Origin of the sequence: Sporotomaculum syntrophicum, assembly GCF_009932395.1 — a bacterium.
GTDB classification, from domain to species: domain Bacteria; phylum Bacillota; class Desulfotomaculia; order Desulfotomaculales; family Desulfallaceae; genus Sporotomaculum; species Sporotomaculum syntrophicum.
In genome coordinates this window covers 106088-123751 of record NZ_LSRS01000002.1, presented here as the reverse complement: position 1 = coordinate 123751, position 17664 = coordinate 106088, and the positions used below count along the sequence as shown (strand labels likewise).

The 17664-nt window shown below is 42.4% G+C and carries 18 protein-coding genes, 1 tRNA gene, 1 other RNA gene and 1 pseudogene; 18 read left to right on the top strand and 3 right to left on the bottom strand.

The annotated features are described in order from the left end of the window. Positions 1-68: 68 nt before the first annotated feature. The 6 genes from SPSYN_RS03050 (at position 69) to SPSYN_RS03025 (ending at position 5684) form a co-directional block, all read left to right on the top strand. A complete protein-coding gene (locus SPSYN_RS03050; RefSeq protein ID WP_161821050.1) occupies positions 69-983 on the top strand; it encodes a transketolase in 915 nt (304 codons plus the stop codon). Positions 984-1004: 21 nt separating this feature from the next. Beyond that, positions 1005-2012: a transketolase family protein gene (locus SPSYN_RS03045; protein ID WP_161821049.1), complete on the top strand. Its 1008-nt coding sequence runs from the start codon at positions 1005-1007 to the stop codon at positions 2010-2012. Beyond that, positions 2012-3133 (top strand): RuBisCO large subunit C-terminal-like domain-containing protein, encoded by a 1122-nt coding sequence (locus SPSYN_RS03040; RefSeq protein WP_161821048.1) that lies wholly within the window; start codon positions 2012-2014, stop codon positions 3131-3133. Before SPSYN_RS03045 ends, SPSYN_RS03040 begins: the two co-directional genes overlap by 1 nt. Before the next feature lie 193 nt (positions 3134-3326). Further along, complete coding sequence (locus tag SPSYN_RS03035; RefSeq protein ID WP_161821047.1) at positions 3327-3521, top strand: cold shock domain-containing protein; 195 nt, start codon at positions 3327-3329, stop codon at positions 3519-3521. Between the two features lie 469 nt (positions 3522-3990). Beyond that, positions 3991-4404 carry a Na-translocating system protein MpsC family protein gene (locus SPSYN_RS03030; protein ID WP_161821046.1) on the top strand — a complete coding sequence of 138 codons (414 nt, stop codon included), beginning with the start codon at positions 3991-3993 and terminating at the stop codon, positions 4402-4404. Positions 4405-4628: 224 nt separating this feature from the next. After that, on the top strand, positions 4629-5684 hold the full coding sequence (locus SPSYN_RS03025) for an alcohol dehydrogenase (protein WP_161821045.1): 1056 nt from the start codon (positions 4629-4631) through the stop codon (positions 5682-5684). A gap of 144 nt (positions 5685-5828) precedes the next feature. On the opposite strand, the gene SPSYN_RS03020 is transcribed toward SPSYN_RS03025, so the two are convergent. After that, a complete protein-coding gene (locus SPSYN_RS03020) occupies positions 5829-6716 on the bottom strand; it encodes a LysM peptidoglycan-binding domain-containing protein (protein WP_161821044.1) in 888 nt (295 codons plus the stop codon). A gap of 184 nt (positions 6717-6900) precedes the next feature. Then, positions 6901-8148, bottom strand: coding sequence for a BaiN/RdsA family NAD(P)/FAD-dependent oxidoreductase (locus SPSYN_RS03015; protein WP_161821043.1), 1248 nt, complete (start codon positions 8146-8148; stop codon positions 6901-6903). A gap of 306 nt (positions 8149-8454) precedes the next feature. Here SPSYN_RS03015 and cshA point away from each other — a divergent pair, with 306 nt between their 5' ends. The 12 genes and pseudogenes from cshA to SPSYN_RS02955 all read left to right on the top strand — a co-directional run bounded on the left by cshA (position 8455) and on the right by SPSYN_RS02955 (position 17423). Further along, entirely contained in the window at positions 8455-9903 is a 1449-nt protein-coding gene (gene cshA / locus SPSYN_RS03010; protein WP_161821042.1) for a degradosome RNA helicase CshA, read from the top strand. 566 nt (positions 9904-10469) lie between these two features. Beyond that, positions 10470-10563, top strand: a tRNA-Ser gene (locus tag SPSYN_RS03005). Positions 10564-10639: 76 nt separating this feature from the next. Beyond that, positions 10640-10904: signal recognition particle sRNA large type (gene ffs / locus SPSYN_RS03000), an RNA gene on the top strand. 154 nt (positions 10905-11058) lie between these two features. Then, positions 11059-12885, top strand: a complete 1827-nt coding sequence (gene dnaX / locus SPSYN_RS02995) for a DNA polymerase III subunit gamma/tau (protein WP_161821041.1) — start codon at positions 11059-11061, stop codon at positions 12883-12885. A gap of 24 nt (positions 12886-12909) precedes the next feature. Then, positions 12910-13224: a YbaB/EbfC family nucleoid-associated protein gene (locus tag SPSYN_RS02990; protein WP_161821040.1), complete on the top strand. Its 315-nt coding sequence runs from the start codon at positions 12910-12912 to the stop codon at positions 13222-13224. Positions 13225-13235: 11 nt separating this feature from the next. Next, a complete protein-coding gene (gene recR / locus SPSYN_RS02985; RefSeq protein WP_202623726.1) occupies positions 13236-13835 on the top strand; it encodes a recombination mediator RecR in 600 nt (199 codons plus the stop codon). Between the two features lie 60 nt (positions 13836-13895). Beyond that, positions 13896-14156 carry a pro-sigmaK processing inhibitor BofA family protein gene (locus tag SPSYN_RS02980; RefSeq protein WP_161821038.1) on the top strand — a complete coding sequence of 87 codons (261 nt, stop codon included), beginning with the start codon at positions 13896-13898 and terminating at the stop codon, positions 14154-14156. 195 nt (positions 14157-14351) lie between these two features. Then, positions 14352-15026: an ATP-binding protein gene (locus SPSYN_RS02975; protein ID WP_161821037.1), complete on the top strand. Its 675-nt coding sequence runs from the start codon at positions 14352-14354 to the stop codon at positions 15024-15026. A 44-nt stretch (positions 15027-15070) separates the two neighbouring features. Continuing rightward, complete coding sequence (locus SPSYN_RS02970) at positions 15071-16159, top strand: transketolase C-terminal domain-containing protein (protein ID WP_161821036.1); 1089 nt, start codon at positions 15071-15073, stop codon at positions 16157-16159. A 129-nt stretch (positions 16160-16288) separates the two neighbouring features. Continuing rightward, positions 16289-16840 (top strand): annotated as a pseudogene (locus SPSYN_RS02965) (2-oxoacid:acceptor oxidoreductase family protein); the annotation flags it as partial. 31 nt (positions 16841-16871) lie between these two features. Then, positions 16872-17114: a 4Fe-4S dicluster domain-containing protein gene (locus tag SPSYN_RS02960; protein WP_161821034.1), complete on the top strand. Its 243-nt coding sequence runs from the start codon at positions 16872-16874 to the stop codon at positions 17112-17114. Between the two features lie 99 nt (positions 17115-17213). After that, entirely contained in the window at positions 17214-17423 is a 210-nt protein-coding gene (locus SPSYN_RS02955) for a sigma factor G inhibitor Gin (RefSeq protein WP_161821033.1), read from the top strand. Here the strand turns inward: SPSYN_RS02955 and SPSYN_RS02950 are convergent. Beyond that, on the bottom strand, positions 17351-17611 hold the full coding sequence (locus SPSYN_RS02950) for a hypothetical protein (RefSeq protein ID WP_161821032.1): 261 nt from the start codon (positions 17609-17611) through the stop codon (positions 17351-17353). The two genes, SPSYN_RS02955 and SPSYN_RS02950, sit on opposite strands and share 73 nt — an antisense overlap. Between the last annotated feature and the right edge of the window lie 53 nt (positions 17612-17664).

The following is a 17664-nucleotide window of genomic DNA, read 5'->3' as shown; positions in this document are numbered from 1 at the left end:
CAAAGCATTTAATGAGTAGTACATATTTCCATCGTTTTATGCGCTGAAAAGTAAGGAGTGATACGTTAATGATAGGTATCCAACCAAGTTGGCAGGAAGAAGTTAAGCAAGTTGCTTATGGCATTCGTCGCCGAGTGCTGGAGCATACCGTCATAAATAAAGGCGGGTATTTAAGTCAAGCCTGTTCCGCTGCTGAAATACTTGCCACGATGTATATACGTATTATGAACTTAGGAAAAACTGATGAACCTCTTATGCCCCTACCGTTTACCGGTGTACCTGGTCCGAATAACCCTAACGCATTTACGGGTGCTATATTTAATGGCCCTAAAGGACCTCAATATGACCGTTTTATATTATCACCATCTCAGTATGCATTGGTATTATATGCTTTATTAATTGAGGTGAACAGAATGGCACCGGAGGGACTGCATCAATTTAATGTAGACGGTTATACAGTGGAAATGATTGGTGCGATGCACTCACCTGGTATGGAGGTTATGACAGGCTCCCTGGGACAGGGTTTAAGCCAGGCGGCCGGTATAGCTATGGCTAGAAAATTAAGGGGAGATACAGGTAAGGTATGGGTTTTTATGTCCGATGGTGAATGGCAATCTGGCCAAAATTGGGAGGCCCTGCAAGCAATATCCTTTTACAAACTAGATAACCTGGGTATTTATATAGATGCAAACGGCCAGCAATGTGATGGTGCCATGTGCGAGGTCATGAATATAGAACCTTTTGCTGATCGCTTAACTGCATTTGGAGCCAAGGTATACAGAGTTGATGGCCATGATTTGGATATGCTTGTGAAACCTATTCTAGAACCTGTTCAGCAAGGTAAGCCACTGATCGTAATAGCTGATACCATTCCATGGAGAGGTATAGAAATTTTAAAAGAGAGATATCCAAAGTTACATTACGTGCGTTTTTTTACCGAACAAGAACGCGAACAATACGCTGCCATATTAAAAAGCTTATAGGTTAAAAAGGAGTTTAACTAGATGGAAATACTATCAAAAGTTCACGCGCGAAACTTGGTAGAGTGGGCTAAAAATAAACCGGACGTTTACGTTCTTTCGGCTGACTTAACAAATTCAACAGAAATTGATCTTTTCCGCGACACTTATCCAGACCGTTTTTTATCCATGGGGGTAGCAGAACAAAACATGATAAGTTTTGCAGGGGGTATGACACGGGAAGGATTATATCCCTTCATCCATACTTTTGCTGTTTTTATATACCGGCGGGCATATGACCAAATTGCTATTTCCGTAGCATATCCAAACCTCCCGGTGCGAATGTTTGGTTTTTTGCCAGGAGTAACTACTCCTGGTGGTGCGACACACCAATCAATTGAAGATATTTCCATAATGCGCTCTTTGCCAAATATGACTATACTTGAGTGTGGTGATGCTACAGATGTGGAAAGTGTGTTGGATTTAGCCCATAGTATTAATGGACCGGTTTATGTTCGTATGCTGCGGGGGGAAATACCTCGGTTGTTTGCTCAACAAGACAAGATGCAGCTTAACCAAGCAAGAACTATCAGCAGAGGAAATGATATAACGGTATTATCATCCGGTATATGTACAGAAGAGGCGATGTATGCCATACAAGCCATGCAAAGGGTGGGGCTATCCATACAACATATGCATATTACAACCCTTAAGCCTTTTAGTGATGATCAAGTATTGGAAGCAATAGCTAATTCTCATTATGGTGTTATCACTATGGAGAATCATTCTATTATAGGTGGGCTAGGTACAATTATTGGCGAACAAATGGCTGAATCCGGGATAGGCAAGAAACTGGTGCGGATTGGTTTGAAGGATACATTTATTCATGGAGCCAGCAGGTCTTACTTGATGCGCGAATATCATTTGGATGCGGCGGCGCTGATTGAAGAGGTGGGCAAGTTGATCGGTCATGATCTCAACATAGATGAAGATGAGCTGGCTCGTGCTTACGTTGCGCCCATACACAGCAATGCTAAGGTGGAGGCTCTGTAATGATATCAGGAGAACGATTTTCAGTAATCTACCGTCTGGTAGGAAAAGAGAAGGAAGCTTATCGCAAGGCACGGGATATCTGCTTAGAGCAGACAGTGGAGTTTCCGGAAGAACTTATCCCCGATGGGATGATTAAAGATGAAATAGTTGGCCGGATTGAGAACTTTTTGCCTGTGAGCAACAACGTTTATGAGGTTACGATAAGTTATGCAAACGAACTAACTGCAAATGAATTTACTCAACTAATTAATGTTGTATTTGGAAATATAAGTATTAAACCGGGTTATCGGGTTGAACGGCTAGAATTGCCTCATAGTATGTTGAGCCAATTCCAGGGACCTCGGTATGGACGTGCAGGTCTGCGAGAATATCTTGGCGTTAAAGACCGGCCGCTATTATTTACTGCATTAAAGCCATTGGGGTTAAACCCCGAACAATTTGCTGATATGGCTTACAAATGCGCTTTAGGTGGCATTGATATTATTAAGGACGACCATGGCTTAACGGATCAAGTATTTGCACCCTTTAATGAGCGGGTCTATCGCTGCGTTGAGGCAGTGGAGAAAGCCAACCGGGAAACTGGTTTGCGCTGCATTTATGTTCCTAATATAACAGCACCCATGGATAAGCTTTTAGCTCGTGCCAAGACAGCTAAGGCAATGGGGGCTAAAGGGTTGGTGGTTTCACCTGCCATTGTTGGGTTGGACGCAATGCGGTTTTTAGCTAATAACGATGAAATTGCTCTGCCGATCTTTAGTCATCCGGCTTTTCAGGGAAGCTATGTACTAGCTAAAAACAACGGTATTTCTCACTTTGCTCTATTTGGGCAAATTACCCGATTAGCCGGAGCTGATGCAATCATTTATCCCAATTATGGCGGGAGGTTTTCCTTCAATCGTGAAGAATGTGAAGCCATAGTAATGGGTACAAGTGTAGCAATGGAACATATTAAAAGCATCTTCCCAAGTCCGGGAGGGGGCATTAGCCTGGACCGAATTGAGAAGCTATTAGAGGTTTATGGAAGGGAAGTTATATTTCTAGTAGGTGGAGGTTTATTTAAGCAAGGTAATGATTTGATTGAAAGTTGTCGATTTATTAATCAGCTAGTAAATAAATATTAGATAAATTCTATGAAGAGTGAGATAATTAATATTTTCCTATAAAATTTGCTATTTATTATAAATCATGGTATGATTGTTATTGCGTTAAAAAGTTGAGAAACCGTTTTTTTGAGGCCTCTGATTTATATTATTGGTCAGGGTTTTTGGTTCAAAGCTTTTTGATCGATTTTATAGTAAAGGAGGTTTTAAAAAATTGGAAGGAAAGGTCAAATGGTTTAATGCCGATAAAGGGTTTGGTTTTATTGAAACAAGTGAAGGAAATGATGTATTTGTTCACTTTTCCGCAATCCTTGGGGAAGGATTTAAGACTCTTGATGAAGGACAATTTGTTACTTTTGACGTAGTTGAAGGCAATCGTGGTCCTCAAGCTGCGAATGTTCAAAAGTAATATACAGCCACAAATTGATACTGTTAAAGAAGGGTAGTACCTATTGGTAGACCCTTCTTTTTTTGTTTTTTTATGTGACATGATAGGCTGTTTTTGTAGATATATTTAATCTGACCGAGGTAAATGATTAATTTTCGATAAGACCTGACAAAATTAGATTGAAATTAATAATTTTAAGGAGATAAAGGTCTTTTTTTGTTTTATAGTAATTTATTGACATGCAACTTACAATATATTATTCTTTAGCAAAAGCACTATTTAATTTAAACTTATTTGTTAGAATTTTTATATGTTTGCTGTATAGTACGGATATCAACTAACAAATTAATATAAATTTATGTAACTTGGAATCATAATTTAGTGGGTTTTTTTGGCAGGATAAATTATTCAAATTATAGTTATGTTGCCAAAGCATCGCCTAATTGTAAAACAATATGGCTACTTGAAGCAACTTCTGGGGGCGAAGTGGATGGAGGGTAAGCTAGTTAATGCATGTAGTAGGGAAAAAATTGAATCAAGGTTTAGCGAGCAACAACGTAAGCAGCTGCAACATGAAATTAAAATATATATGCAGCAGTATTTTAAACAGAAATTAGGTAAAGGCGTTGACTATACTAAAATTACTATTTTTGAAGATATGCTTATTATCAGGGGGGAAGGTTTTTTAACGGAGCCGGAAAAATTTATTGCCCAGACCTCATCCGGTAGGAAAACCATCAGGGCAGCTAGGACTCACGTAGTATTGCAACACTGGCATGATAACAAAAAATATATTGAAGAAAAATTAAACGCCAAAGTTATTCATCATATTTATGACATAGAACCGGAAAACGACTTTTGGATGCATGCTGTAGTTTTTGACCGTAATTTTTTTGATAGATAATTACGCCTAATTGAATATATAATGTTTGGTAGGCTTAAGAAAGACCTTCGGGTAGTTCGCGGAAGACCAATGTTATTAGGGGAAACTCGGAAAAGTGTTCCCTTTATAATATTGGTCTTATTTAATTTATGATTAGAAAGATAATAGGCTTTTGACTTTGGAAATTGTTATATGGTTGGCAGTAATAACCTATAGGGTTAAAAATATAAAGAGGAGGTAATAAAATGAGTGACACTATGAAAGCATTGGTTTATCGCGGTCCAGAAAAAATTGGCTTAGAGGATGTGCCGGTACCAAAAATTATCGAGCCGGATGACGCCATTGTTAGGGTTACTACATCTACTATCTGTGGGACAGATATTCATATTTGGCATGGAGGCATGCCGGAAGTAGAACCCGGGAGAGTAATTGGTCATGAGTTTGTGGGAGAAGTTGTTGAAATAGGTCCGGCAGTCAGAAACGCGAAGGTTGGAGATAAGGTTGCTGTTTCCTGTGTTACGCAGTGTGGTGAGTGCTTCTATTGCGTTCGCGGCATTTATTCTCATTGCACCACCGGCAGCTGGATTTTTGGCTATATGATTGATGGCTGCCAGGCCGAATATGTAAGAGTTCCTCACGCTAATCTAGGAATGTTCTCTATCCCGGAAGGGTTGACCGAAGAAAACGTTTTATTTGTAGGCGATATTTTATCCACCGGATATTTCGGTGCGGAAAATGCCGAGATTGAACCAGGGGATACTGTAGCGGTGATGGGTTGTGGGCCTGTGGGTATGTGCGCCATGACTACAGCCAGGTTATGGGGCCCTTCCAAAATAATCGCTGTTGATATCAACCAGCAAAGATTGGATGTCGCGTTAGCCCAGGGTATAGCGGATGTTGCAGTTAATCCATTGAATGGAGATGCCGTCGAGCAAATCAAAGAAATGACCGGCGGTATGGGCGCTGACAGAACTATTGAAGCCAATGGTTTTAAAGCCACCTATGATATGGCCATAGATGCTGTAAGGCCGGGCGGTAACGTTTCCTTTATCGGTGTATTTGAAAAACCCCAGGAACTTGCTATGAATACGTTATGGATCAAGAATATTAAAATTAGCATGGGCTTGCTTAATGCCAATCGCATTCCGGAATTAATCAAACTAATTCAGGCAGGGAAAATCAGCACCGACTTTCTGATTACCCATAGAGCTCCCTTAAATGATATTGTCACCGGTTATGATGTGTTTGGTAATAAGAAGGATAACTGCTTGAAATGGATCGTCACACCTTATCAGAGATAAGGCAAATGTAAATTGCTTATAAGGATATGATGATTAAATCTAAGGCTTAAAAGAGCTGCTGCAAACCGGGCTATAGAACTCGTTGCAGCAGCCTTTTTGTATTACAAACTCACCTGGATCTAAATGCGAGTGTTATTTAACTACTTAATTTGCAGCTTTTAAGACAGCATCATGATGTTGCTGTACATAGGATACAGATATGCCGGAGCCGTGAGGCTGGCTATTATACAAATACATATCAAAATGTCCGGTTACACCGTTATCGGTGATATTTTCTATATTTGTGTGGGGCATACCGGACAGTGAGGCAGCGATGGCTTGTCCATCAACCTGGATACATACTGGTCTGGGTGTCCAGGTCCACTTGGTAAAAAGGGCTAACATGGTGTCGGTGTCCGCTTTGGTTAACGGCTCAATATCGCAGTGATTGGACCCGCCCAAAACTGCTAAACGCATGGATTTACCGGTTTGAGTGTCAATAGCTGTAAATTTTTGGCCTGGTTTTAATAAATTTATACCTTCTTTAAACCAATCGACTAACCGGCCATGTCTTGTTGAACTATCTGCTACCTGCGCCTGCATTGCCTGTGGGCGGTCAACATAACTTCTAGAAACGCTGCTGCTGTTTAAGACCAGAGTTTGCCCGGCGAAAATCATATCGCCCTGAATATTGTTTAAATTACGCATGACATCAATGCTAACCCCAAACCTTTGGGAAATGCCCCCAAGTGTATCACCTGCTTTTACCAGGTAAGAGCCCGGAGGTGTATAATTGGTAGTTAAACTTGTGGTTGTTTCTGTAATATTTGACGATCGGTATATATTGTCGAGCTGGATTATTTGACCTATAGCTAAATTATCATTTTTTAAATTATTAATTGCTTTTAATTTATCTACACTACTACCATATTTTTTGGCAAGTTGCCATAGTGTATCTCCTTGCACCACAGTATGGCTGGCTGCACAAGCTAGATTGTTATTTAAAAAAAGCAAGAGCAGCAAACCCGGCAGTAAAATTTTTATTCTAGCCATCTTTTATCCCCTTAAAAAATATTTAATTCTAATGTAAAAAATTCTATGCCGGGGAATAATATCCTTTATTTATTTGTTGAAAAAGGCGAAAATATCAAATTTTTCGCAATAAAAAAAGCAATGTACAAATTTATGTTAAAATAATTGACAATATGTTTATTTTTTCCGTAACAGCACGAGTCTATCATGCTTCAGCGGCGCTAACTCCACTCAGGAAACCTGTGGAGAAAGCGATTTGTAAATTATACCCTCCTGTTAAAGCATCAACATCAATTACTTCACCTGCAAAATATAGCCCTTTTATAATTTTGGACTCCAGGGTTGAAGGGTTGATTTCTTTCACGTTTATGCCGCCACTAGTCACAATTGCTTCACTTAGTGGGCGGGTGCCGGTAACGGTCATAGGGATATTTTTTAACGTGTGTGCCAATAGTAACCGCTCATTTCTATTAATCTGGTTTACCTGCTTGTGTATATTAATACCAGATAAATATAAAACAACGGAAATCATTTTCTGTGGCAGCAGATCATCCAGGGCATTCTTAAGTTGCTTACCACTGAATTTATTAAAATCTCTTTGTAATCGGGCATCTAGCTGCTCTAAGGTCAATGCTGGTTTTAAATCAATAAATAACTGCACCGGCTTATTGGTCGATTCAGCAATATAATCTCTAATGAGGCTGCTTAGAGTCAAAATTATGGGGCCGGATACGCCGAAATGAGTAAATATCATTTCTCCGAATTGTTCTGCTTTGACCTTGTTATTGAGCAGTGCTTTAATGGACACATTTTTCAAGGATAAGCCTTGCAACTTTTTAACCCAGTTTTCTTTAATTACTAATGGAATTAAAGCCGGTTTAGGCGCTTTTATAGTATGGCCTAGCTGACGGGCCATACTATAGCCGTCTCCGGTAGATCCTGTTTGAGGGTAGGACATACCACCCGTGGCAATAATTACTTTTGGTGCTGTTATTTGTTCGCCGCTGTTTAAAAACACGCCTGTTACCTGTTTATTCTGAAACGTTATTTTTTTAACTTTTATAAGCAATTCTATCTCTACTTTGTTCTTTTGCAGGTGTTTTTGTAGCGCTTTAATAACATCGCTTGATTTGTCTGAGGCGGGAAAAACTCTATTGCCTTGCTCGACTTTGGTTGGCACGCCCAATGAGTTCAGTAGTTCAACCAGGCCGTAGTTATCAAAAGATTTAAAAGCGCTGTATAAAAATTTGGGATTGGTTGTGACGTTATCGAAAAAATCATTTATGTCCCCGTAATTTGTAACATTACAGCGTCCCTTGCCTGTTAGATAGAGCTTTTTACCAAGTTTTTCGTTTTTTTCCAACAAAATAACGTTCAGTCCTTTAGCTGCAGCAGTAGCTGCGCTTAGCATGCCTGCAGGACCGCCTCCAATGACTATCAAATCGTAATCCATTGCTGTTCCGCCTTCCGATTTAATAAAAAGTACGAGATCCCAAGTAGCAATTTAATAATACTATTATTGGATAAAAAGTCCAATTAAATAAATATCAATCGGAGATTACTGCAAAGAATCTGGGCTAATGGATATGAAACGTAAAAATTTCCAAAGTAAGGTCTACTTGTGTTATGATAAAAAAATAGCACTGAGATTAGGTGTTTATTACGTAGGATAGTCCGGCCAATCCATTCATTTGTTTTTACTTTTAATGCCGTGGGTATGCTATAAATAATAAATCAAGCAGTAAAGGGGAATAGTAGTATGGCAGTTTTCACTGATTTTAATTTAACCGAGCCTGTGATAAAGGCGCTTAATAACTTGGGTTTTGAGGAGGCAACGCCGATACAAGAGCTGGCTATACCCGTGGGTTTACAAGGATATGACCTAATTGGGCAGGCTCACACCGGTACTGGTAAAACAGCGGCCTTTGGTATACCCTTGATGGAGCTTTTACATGTTGGACGAGAATATATCCAGGCAATTGTATTAACACCCACCCGTGAATTAGCTGTCCAGGTGGCTGAAGAGCTAAATAAACTTGGGCAATACAAGGGTATTCGCACATTACCTATATACGGTGGTCAGGATATTAACCGCCAGATTAGAGCACTTAAAAAAAAGCCTCATATTATCGTAGGTACGCCGGGGCGTTTAATGGACCACATGGGGCGTAAAACGATACGCCTGAACCAGGTTAACATGGTGGTTTTAGATGAGGCAGATGAAATGTTAAATATGGGTTTTATCGAGGATATCGAGAATATCCTTAAAGATATTCCCGAGGAAAGGCAGACAATGCTTTTTTCAGCTACCATACCTGCTCCAATCCGTGCATTGGCCGAGCGGTTTATGAACAGTCCGGAGGTTATTAAGGTAGAATCCCGGCAAATGACTGTGCCGATAATCGAGCAGAGCTATATTGAGGTGCAGGAGAAACAAAAATTTGAAGTGCTGTGCCGCTTATTGGACACCCAAGCCCCTGAACGTGCGATTATTTTTGGCCGAACCAAGCGTCGTGTTGATGAACTGTTTGAAGGCTTGAATAAACGCGGTTACTCGGCTGAAGGTATCCACGGAGATTTATCCCAGGCCAGGCGTGACCAGGTAATGCGCCAATTTAAAGAAGGTACTATCGAAGTGTTGGTGGCCACTGATGTTGCCGCCAGGGGGCTGGATATAACCGGTGTGACCCATATATATAATTTTGATATTCCTCAGGATCCGGAGGGTTATGTGCACCGTATAGGACGAACCGGGCGAGCAGGCAAAGCGGGCGTAGCCATTACTTTAGTGACACCCAGGGAAATTCACCACTTAAGAGTTATTGAAAATATGACCAGGGGCAAAATTACACGCCGTCCCATGCCAACGTTAAAAGATGCTATAGAAGGGCAACAGCGCATTGCGGTGGAAAGGTTGATGACGGCTGTGGAAAAAGAGAATATCGAGAACTACAGGGCTCTAGCCGAGGGATTATTGGAAGAGACCGATTCGGTTACTCTACTCTCAGCGGCATTAAAAGTACTCACTAAGGAACCGGATCAGACCCCTGTGGCATTAACAGAGGAAGTACCTATAAAAATGAAGAAGAACAAAAATTTACACGCCGGTCAAAGGGGCTATTATGGCGTTCCTAATAGAAAGAAAAACAATACAGGAGCCGGTGATGGTTTCAGGAGAAAAAAACGATCAAGTAGCCGGTCATTTTAGAACCCTCAACACCAATAACCTAAAGTTACCAGATAATGATATAAGTTAACTATTGCGAAATATTAATTACTTTGCTATAATTTCATTAAGCACCATCCATACAGTGACTCAGGTTGTACGGTATGCAAGAAGCGTCGGATTTTGTGGTTCGGGTTCATTGCGATAAGTAAGCCAGTCTATGGGTAGTGTATTTTGTTTTAGGTGTGTTGCTAAAGTAAGTGGAAATTAATTTTATGTCGGTTACTTGTTCGGTGAAGTTTTGATTAGGCATTCTGTAAATTTGGTTAAGCAAGGTTATTACCTGCATATGAACGTAAGAATAAACAAGTGGAGAATTATATTGTTTGATTGTTTGCGAAAACCTGTAAGGATGGTTGCTGATGAGAGAAGGTCCGACGCCTTCTCTCATATTATGTACAGGTAGTTGCCAAGCCTACCAATATTATATTGATGGTTTAGCGTATAATTATAATTAAAAGGTCTTGCGGTTAAACTAAAAGATATGTATAATAATTAATGCGCGGTTGAAAGCGCTATAATTTAATACAATGCATAATGTAGATCATGGAGAGATGGCTGAGTTGGTCGAAGGCGCACGACTGGAAATCGTGTAGACGGTTTGACCCCGTCTCGAGGGTTCGAATCCCTCTCTCTCCGCCATTAATTAGGTATAAGGACGGACTTGGCTGTTATAACGGGTCTGTCCTTGTTCCTAAACAGACGATTTTATTCTTGGCCGTGCTAGATGGGGAGGTAGCGGTGCCCTGTACCCGCAATCCGCTGTAGCGGGGTTGAATTCCTACCCGAGGGTTTGGCTTGTGAGGTCTGGCTTTTGTAAGGGGTGTTGACGATTGGGTCTTGCGCGACGGAGGCTTTTGAACCGTGTCAGGTCCTGACGGAAGCAGCACTAAGAAAGTTTATCCGGGTGCCGCAAGGGTGCCTGGTCCGAGCTACCTGCAGAAGTAACGCTTGGAAGCTAATATTCGACGGCGGGTGCACGGCCATTAATTTTATTATTTTAATCAGGAAACCGGCTATTAGGTCGGTTTCCTGATTTGTTTATTGAAGAAGTAAACCAGTGAAGGTTTATATGAAAGGAAATAGCGGGTACAGCGGCGAAATTAATATATTGGTTAATTTATGTAGGGGGTGTGGATGGTGAGTTACCAAGCCTTGTACCGGAAATGGCGACCGCAGCAGCTGGTTGATATTGTTGGACAACTGCATGTTACAGAGACGCTGCGCAATGCATTGATGGCAGGCAAAGTGAGCCACGCCTATTTATTTTGCGGGCCCCGGGGCACAGGCAAAACAAGTACGGCCAAGGTGCTGGCGAGGGCGATAAACTGCCTTGAACAACAAAATGGAGAACCATGCAACCAGTGCCGAAATTGTCAGGAGATATTGTCAGGCGCAACTATGGATGTAATTGAAATTGATGCTGCGTCCAACCGTGGCATTGATGAAATACGGGAGTTGAAAGAGAATATAAAATTTTATCCCTCGCTTGGCGGTAAACGGATATACATAGTGGATGAGGTGCATATGCTCACCAATGAAGCGTTCAATGCGCTGTTAAAAACATTGGAAGAGCCGCCGGAGCATGTTGTATTCGTACTGGCTACAACGGAGTCGCACAAGGTACCTCTTACTATACTATCCCGCTGTCAGCGTTTTGATTTTCATCCTATATCGGATGAACTTATTGCTCAGCATCTGGAGATGGTAGCGGAGAAAAGCAATTTTAAGGTAAGCGGAGAAGCGGTGCGGGTGATCGCCCGGGCTGCCGGAGGCAGTTTGCGTGATGCCTTAAGTGTATTGGAGCAGGCGCTTATACTCTGCGGAGAAACTGCCGTTACCACTGATACGGTGCATAATATTTTGGGTACGGTAGCTGATGATGTACTTCTTGAACTGACTACAGGGTTGGCAGGAAAAAGAGCGGCTTCAGTAATAAAGCAGGTGGCTGATATTGTTGCCGAGGGTAAAGATTTAAGACAATTAACCAGGGAATTGACGGAATACCTGCGCAGGTTGCTAATAGCTATGTTGTCACCGGAAGGGACGGGGGAAACAGGATTTGGCATGCCCCCGGCAGGATTATCAAAGTTATTTACGCGCCAACAATTAATTAAAGCAATAGATTGCCTGGTAGAAGCAGAACAGGTCATGCGCCGCAGTGCTTCTCCGAGGGTTGTGCTGGAGTTGGCACTAGTGCGAGTTATGGACGATAGCTATAATTTAGCTGCAGATGAATTGTTGCCCAGAATTGAGCGTCTTGAACAAATGCTAGCCAATGAGAAACAGCCAAGAAATACCGCGCCGGAACCAAGTGACGATTATAGGCAAAACATCAAACCAACGCTTAAATCTACGGTGGTTGAAAAAAATAACCAGCTCAACTCCCGGGATGATGGTCAGCAGACCAAAATGGGTAATACTAAGGTTAATCCCTCTGTGTCAAGTTTAGAAAAACCAGATAGTGAAACCCCGAGTTTGATAACGGCTACCACAAAGCAGGCATTTGAACCATCGTTTCCAGAAATTCCAATAGCTCCGTTTGAATCTTGTGGTGCTGCATCTGTTCCCGTCAAAATTGCTGGCAATAATACGCCTAATGACTTTGATTATAATATGGAACAAGTTATGAAATGGTGGCCGGAAATAATGGCGGTGGTTAAAAAGACCAACCCGGTTGCTTTTACCTGTTTATGTCAGACTTGGCCAGCAGAAATTAACGAGCATTGTTTAGTGCTTGGTGTGCCCCGGGGAGATGTATTTATCAAAAATATGATTGAGGACCCAGACATTAGACAATTATTAACCCAAACGCTAAATTCAGTAACCCATTTGTCTTGGCAAATACGCTGTCGTTTTTATGATAAACCGCCGCAGGACTGGCTAAAAAGTGCTGAGCAATTGGATGCAAAAGAAGCGATAAGCCTGTTTCAGGGAGAAGTGGTATCCCTGGAAAAGGATTAGATAATAAATAAGGAGGTACTTGATATGGGTGGAAATATGGCTAAAATGATGAAGCAAGTACAAAAGATGCAGGCGGACATGGCTAAAATGCAGGAAGAACTAGCTAACCGGACAGTAGAAAGCACTGCTGGCGGCGGTGTGGTACGGGTAGTGGCCAATGGTCGCCAGGAAATCGTTTCTGTTGAAATTAAGCCCGAAGCGGTAGATCCGGAAGATGTAGAAATGCTTCAGGATCTGGTTTTAACAGCAGTCAATGAAGCTTTAAAACTTGCTCAGGATATGATGACCAAGGAAATGGGCAAATTAACCGGTGGGCTTAATATACCCGGGTTATTTTAAAAGTGAAACGATTGCAGTACGCTAGTGCATTGACACGCTTAATCGGTGAATTGGCAAGGTTACCCGGGATTGGGTCAAAAACTGCACAACGTCTGGCCTTTTTTTTATTGAGCGCTCCCCCGGAGGTAGCCGTCAATCTGGCTGAGGCTATCAGGGAGGCTCGTGAAAAGGTGCGACGCTGTTCTGAGTGCGGTAACCTTACTGATGTAGAGCCCTGCGCTGTATGCGCAAGCGATATGCGCAACAAGAACGTAATTTGCGTGGTGCAGGATCCCCGAGATGTAGCGGCCATAGAAAAATATCGCGGTTATAAGGGCGTTTACCATGTGCTGCACGGAGTTCTTTCCCCTTTGGCGGGTGTAGGGCCGCAGGAACTAAACATTCAAAGTTTATTAGCTCGTCTGGCTAATGGTGTTGTGCAAGAAGTTATTTTGGCTACTAATCCAGATGTGGAAGGGGATGCTACGGCACTGTATTTGGCCCGGTTGATTAAACCACTGGGTATAAAAGTGACCAGAATAGCCCATGGTCTGCCGGTAGGTGCACACTTGGAATACGCTGATGAGGTAACCCTGGGTAAGGCAATTGAAGGACGGCGGGAAATAGAATAAAAGTAATTTTTTCCATTATTACCCCATATATTATTTATTATAATGATTGGGGTGTTAAACGTGGAATGGTTCTTATTAGTTATTGGGTTGCTTATACTGGGGTTGTATGTTAATGCAACAATAATTTCTAAAACGTTGAGATGGCTTTTTAGTTTGGTCGGGTACTTGTTTATCGGTACAGTACTGTTAGTATTGCTTAATTGGGGACTGGGGTATTTGGAGATGCATGTGGCTTATAACCCCTTTACTGTGCTAGTGGCTGGTATTCTGCGATTACCCGGCCTAGTAGTGTTAGTTTTTATGAGCCAGTGGTTTGCATGAAAATAAATAATAAATTCGAACTATGAGATGCTCTTCCTCAAGATAATGAGGAAGTTTTTTTATGCTCTTTTTTTGCTCTTAAAGATAACAAAGGTTGAGGCCAGATTATTTCCGATTTGCTTAATAAAAAATTCATAAAACGTTTCTAGATAATAAAAACTATAGCAAAGATATAAAAAATTCGATTTCGCGGGGGTGAATATAATAAGCTCTCGGTTGGTTGAAGCTTACGTTGGGGAATATGCCAGCGGGAAAAGCGAAGTGGCCGTCAACAGAGCGGTTGATTTGGCTGCCATTGGCCGGAAGGTTACCCTGGTGGATTTAGATATTGTTGAACCGTGTTATACGTTGCGACCCATAAAAAACGGGCTGCGGCAAAAAGGGGTAACCGTGCTGGCCTGGGAAACCAGAGATACTATAGGGTTAGGTGAAGCAGGCAATGTTCTCCGAGCTGAAAATCGCTGGGCTTTACGCAGGACCGGGGATATTGTGCTGGATATTGGTTATGGGGCAGAAGGAGCTAAAACCTTAAACCTGTTGGAAGGGGCGAATTCTGATCCTGATTTAAAGATATATGTTGTGATAAACATTACTAGGCCAATGACGGGCAGTGTCCCGGAGATAGTGGATTACACCCGGGAGTTGGGTAAAGTGCACGGTATTATAAACAACAGCCATCTGGGAAACGAAACTGATTTGGACATTGTTCAGCAGGGGGCTCAGATGGTATATGAAGCGGCTCGGCAGCTGCAATTGCCGGTGGTGGCTACAACGGCAGTTACGGAAATAGCGTCGTTGATTGGGCCGGTGGATATGACTGGAAACCCGGTAAGAAAATTGGCTAGGTATATGCCGCGTACTTTTTGGTAAGTTAAGTAACTCAGAGGAGTTAAGATTCAGGAGGTGTCAAGTGAATGCCGGAAAAACTGATTCAGGGTGAAAAAAAGGTGTTTATGACCGGTAACGAAGTGGTTGCCTGGGCTGCGGTTGCGGCGCAGGCTGAAATCATGTACGGTTACCCCATAACACCCCAGAATGAAATTATGCATTACTGGACCAGGCTGGTACCCAAGTATGGCCTTAAGTTTTTACAGACCGAGGATGAGTTGTCGGCGGGATTTACCACGGCGGGAGGTGTGTTGGCGGGTAGGAGAGCCTTTACGGCTACTGCCGGGCCGGGTAACACTTTAATGCAAGAGCCTTTGAGCATGGCTGAAGCCATGCGGCTGCCTGTAGTAGTGATTGTTCAGCAGCGCGGTGGTCCCTCCACGGCTACGGTAATCTACTCCCAACAGGAAGTTACCCTGACTACTCTGGGCGGCAACGGTGAGGGGTTAAGAGTAGTTTACTCTACGGCCACTCACCAGGAGCTTTTTGATTATACCATTAAAGCTTTTAATACCGCCTGGAAATACCGCTTTCCCACCTTTGTGTTAGGCGACGGCTACCAGGCTAAGATGAGAGAGTCGCTAACCATATATGAGCCGGAACTAAGGGGCATTACCATGGTGCCTACTGAACCATTTGTAGGACGGGATGGCATACCGGGAGTGGACAGGGAGCCGGTCCATTTAAGAAATACATATAATGTGGAAGAAGAGCTTTACGAGGTGCTTGAGAAATATCTGGCAGATTACGCCAGGGTAGCACCGAAAATTGCAGAATACGAGGCCTTTGATATCAAGGATGCTGATCTGGTAGTGATTTCACATGGTGTAGTTTCCCGGGCCTGTAAAGCAGCAGTTAAAGAGCTGCGTGAAGAAGGTTACAGAGTGGGGCATTTCCGTCCCATCACCCTGCGCCCGCTGCCGGTAGAGCAGCTGCGGGAGGTAGCCGGGCAAACCAAACAGCTGCTGGTGGTTGAATCCTCCAATGGTCAGCTGGACAGGTTGGTTAAAGAAGCTATTTATGGCAGTACAGCGAAGATGTTCTCCTTGTTTAAACCAGGTGTGGGTGTAACTACCGAGGAAGTAGTTGCTCAAGTGAAAGGGATAAAAGGTTAAGGTAAGCATGGACAGATTGTTAATGTTTCTGATTATGATATAAACACCCGGATGATGAGACGGAATCTAGATAAAAGGCTGGTTTAAGTAATTGGTATTAATAGTAAGTTAAGGGAGGTTCATTAATAAATGGCTAAGCCGGTAAAAATTATTCTGGCTGGTGAGGGCGGTCAGGGAGTACAATCAGTGGCTGAAATTATTGCCGAGGCGGCTAATGAAGAAGGTCGCGAGGCGTTATATATACCTAATTTTGGTGTAGAGCAGCGGGGTGGTGTATCCGTGGCTTACCTGCAAATTGGCGATGAGCCCATTGGAGCCCCCAAGTTTTTGACCGGTGATATTGTTATAGCACTCAGTGACCGAGCGGTTCGCCGTACCAAGCAGTATGCAGGACCTGATACCTTGTTTGTTTACGATACCAGTATAAAGAATATTGAAAATGAACTACCCAAGAACGCCAAAAAAGTATTGGGTATTCCAGCTATTGAGGTATCTAAGAAAGAGCTGCATCCTCGTGTTTTTAACATCGTTATCATGGGTGCGGTGCTAAAAGCTTCTGGAGTGGTAACTGTAAAGAACGCTAAGGTGGCTCTGGAGCAACTGCTAGGTTATAAATTCGAAAAGGATCCTAAGCTCCGCGAACTGAATTACCGGGCTCTTGAGCGCGGTGTTGAATTGGTAGGCCAGCATATTGTAGAGGAGGGTATGTTAAATGGTTCAAACCTTTATTGGACGAACCTTGGAAGTGAAAAAGACTTTTTGGACACTGTTTCCAGGCCTTTGTAAAGGATGCGGCCTGTGCATTGAAAAGTGTCCCAAAAAATGCATGAGCTGGTCCGATGTACTGGGGGTATATGGTACGCCTTCGGTGGAGATAAACGATGAGTGCATTGCCTGCGGTATTTGCCAGAATTTCTGCCCGGACTGCGCTATAGTAGTGGAAAAAAAGAGATAGTAATATATGAAAGCTGCAGGGGGAGCAATTCCCCAGCAGCTTTTTTATATGGCAGGGACCGGTACCTAGTTCATTACATATACTGATAAGGGTGATGTGATGAGCAAGTGCGTATGTTTTTTTTGCGGATCTGACCTGGTTGTGGAACAAGGTATCTATTTTCGGGGATACTATATTTGCTCGAACTGTGAGGATAAAATTTGTCATTTAACTGTGGACAGTTTAAATTATGAGTTTTATAGAAATGGGTTTAAAAGAATATGGTGTTTGTTGGAGAACTGTTCAGCTTCCGGTAATTCCTGTTTTTGAGCCAGCCGGGCTCTGAGGTGCGCCATTTCTAGGTCGTATTTAATTTGACTAAGGGTAGCTAAATTAATCCCTGTGCGAAATGAAATTTCCATATCAGAGCTACCCTTTTTCCAGGCCCGGATTAAGCTTGGAACATTAGTTCGGTACTTTTGAGAAAGTTTGGCTGTGTTGATATTTGTTGCCTTCACACCATTTTCACACTCCTTTCATATTCTTATTTTAGCCGTTGTCAGCAGCTTTA

Bases quoted from the DNA above. Each gene is read 5' to 3' on its own strand.
- SPSYN_RS03050 (WP_161821050.1), top strand. From the start codon at position 69: ATGATAGGTATCCAACCAAGTTGGCAGGAAGAAGTTAAGCAAGTTGCT.
- SPSYN_RS03045 (WP_161821049.1), top strand. From the start codon at position 1,005: ATGGAAATACTATCAAAAGTTCACGCGCGAAACTTGGTAGAGTGGGCT.
- SPSYN_RS03040 (WP_161821048.1), top strand. From the start codon at position 2,012: ATGATATCAGGAGAACGATTTTCAGTAATCTACCGTCTGGTAGGAAAA.
- SPSYN_RS03030 (WP_161821046.1), top strand. From the start codon at position 3,991: ATGGAGGGTAAGCTAGTTAATGCATGTAGTAGGGAAAAAATTGAATCA.
- SPSYN_RS03025 (WP_161821045.1), top strand. From the start codon at position 4,629: ATGAGTGACACTATGAAAGCATTGGTTTATCGCGGTCCAGAAAAAATT.
- SPSYN_RS03020 (WP_161821044.1), bottom strand. From the start codon at position 6,716: ATGGCTAGAATAAAAATTTTACTGCCGGGTTTGCTGCTCTTGCTTTTT.
- SPSYN_RS03015 (WP_161821043.1), bottom strand. From the start codon at position 8,148: ATGGATTACGATTTGATAGTCATTGGAGGCGGTCCTGCAGGCATGCTA.
- cshA (WP_161821042.1), top strand. From the start codon at position 8,455: ATGGCAGTTTTCACTGATTTTAATTTAACCGAGCCTGTGATAAAGGCG.
- dnaX (WP_161821041.1), top strand. From the start codon at position 11,059: ATGGTGAGTTACCAAGCCTTGTACCGGAAATGGCGACCGCAGCAGCTG.
- SPSYN_RS02990 (WP_161821040.1), top strand. From the start codon at position 12,910: ATGGGTGGAAATATGGCTAAAATGATGAAGCAAGTACAAAAGATGCAG.
- SPSYN_RS02970 (WP_161821036.1), top strand. From the start codon at position 15,071: ATGCCGGAAAAACTGATTCAGGGTGAAAAAAAGGTGTTTATGACCGGT.
- SPSYN_RS02960 (WP_161821034.1), top strand. From the start codon at position 16,872: ATGGTTCAAACCTTTATTGGACGAACCTTGGAAGTGAAAAAGACTTTT.
- SPSYN_RS02955 (WP_161821033.1), top strand. From the start codon at position 17,214: ATGAGCAAGTGCGTATGTTTTTTTTGCGGATCTGACCTGGTTGTGGAA.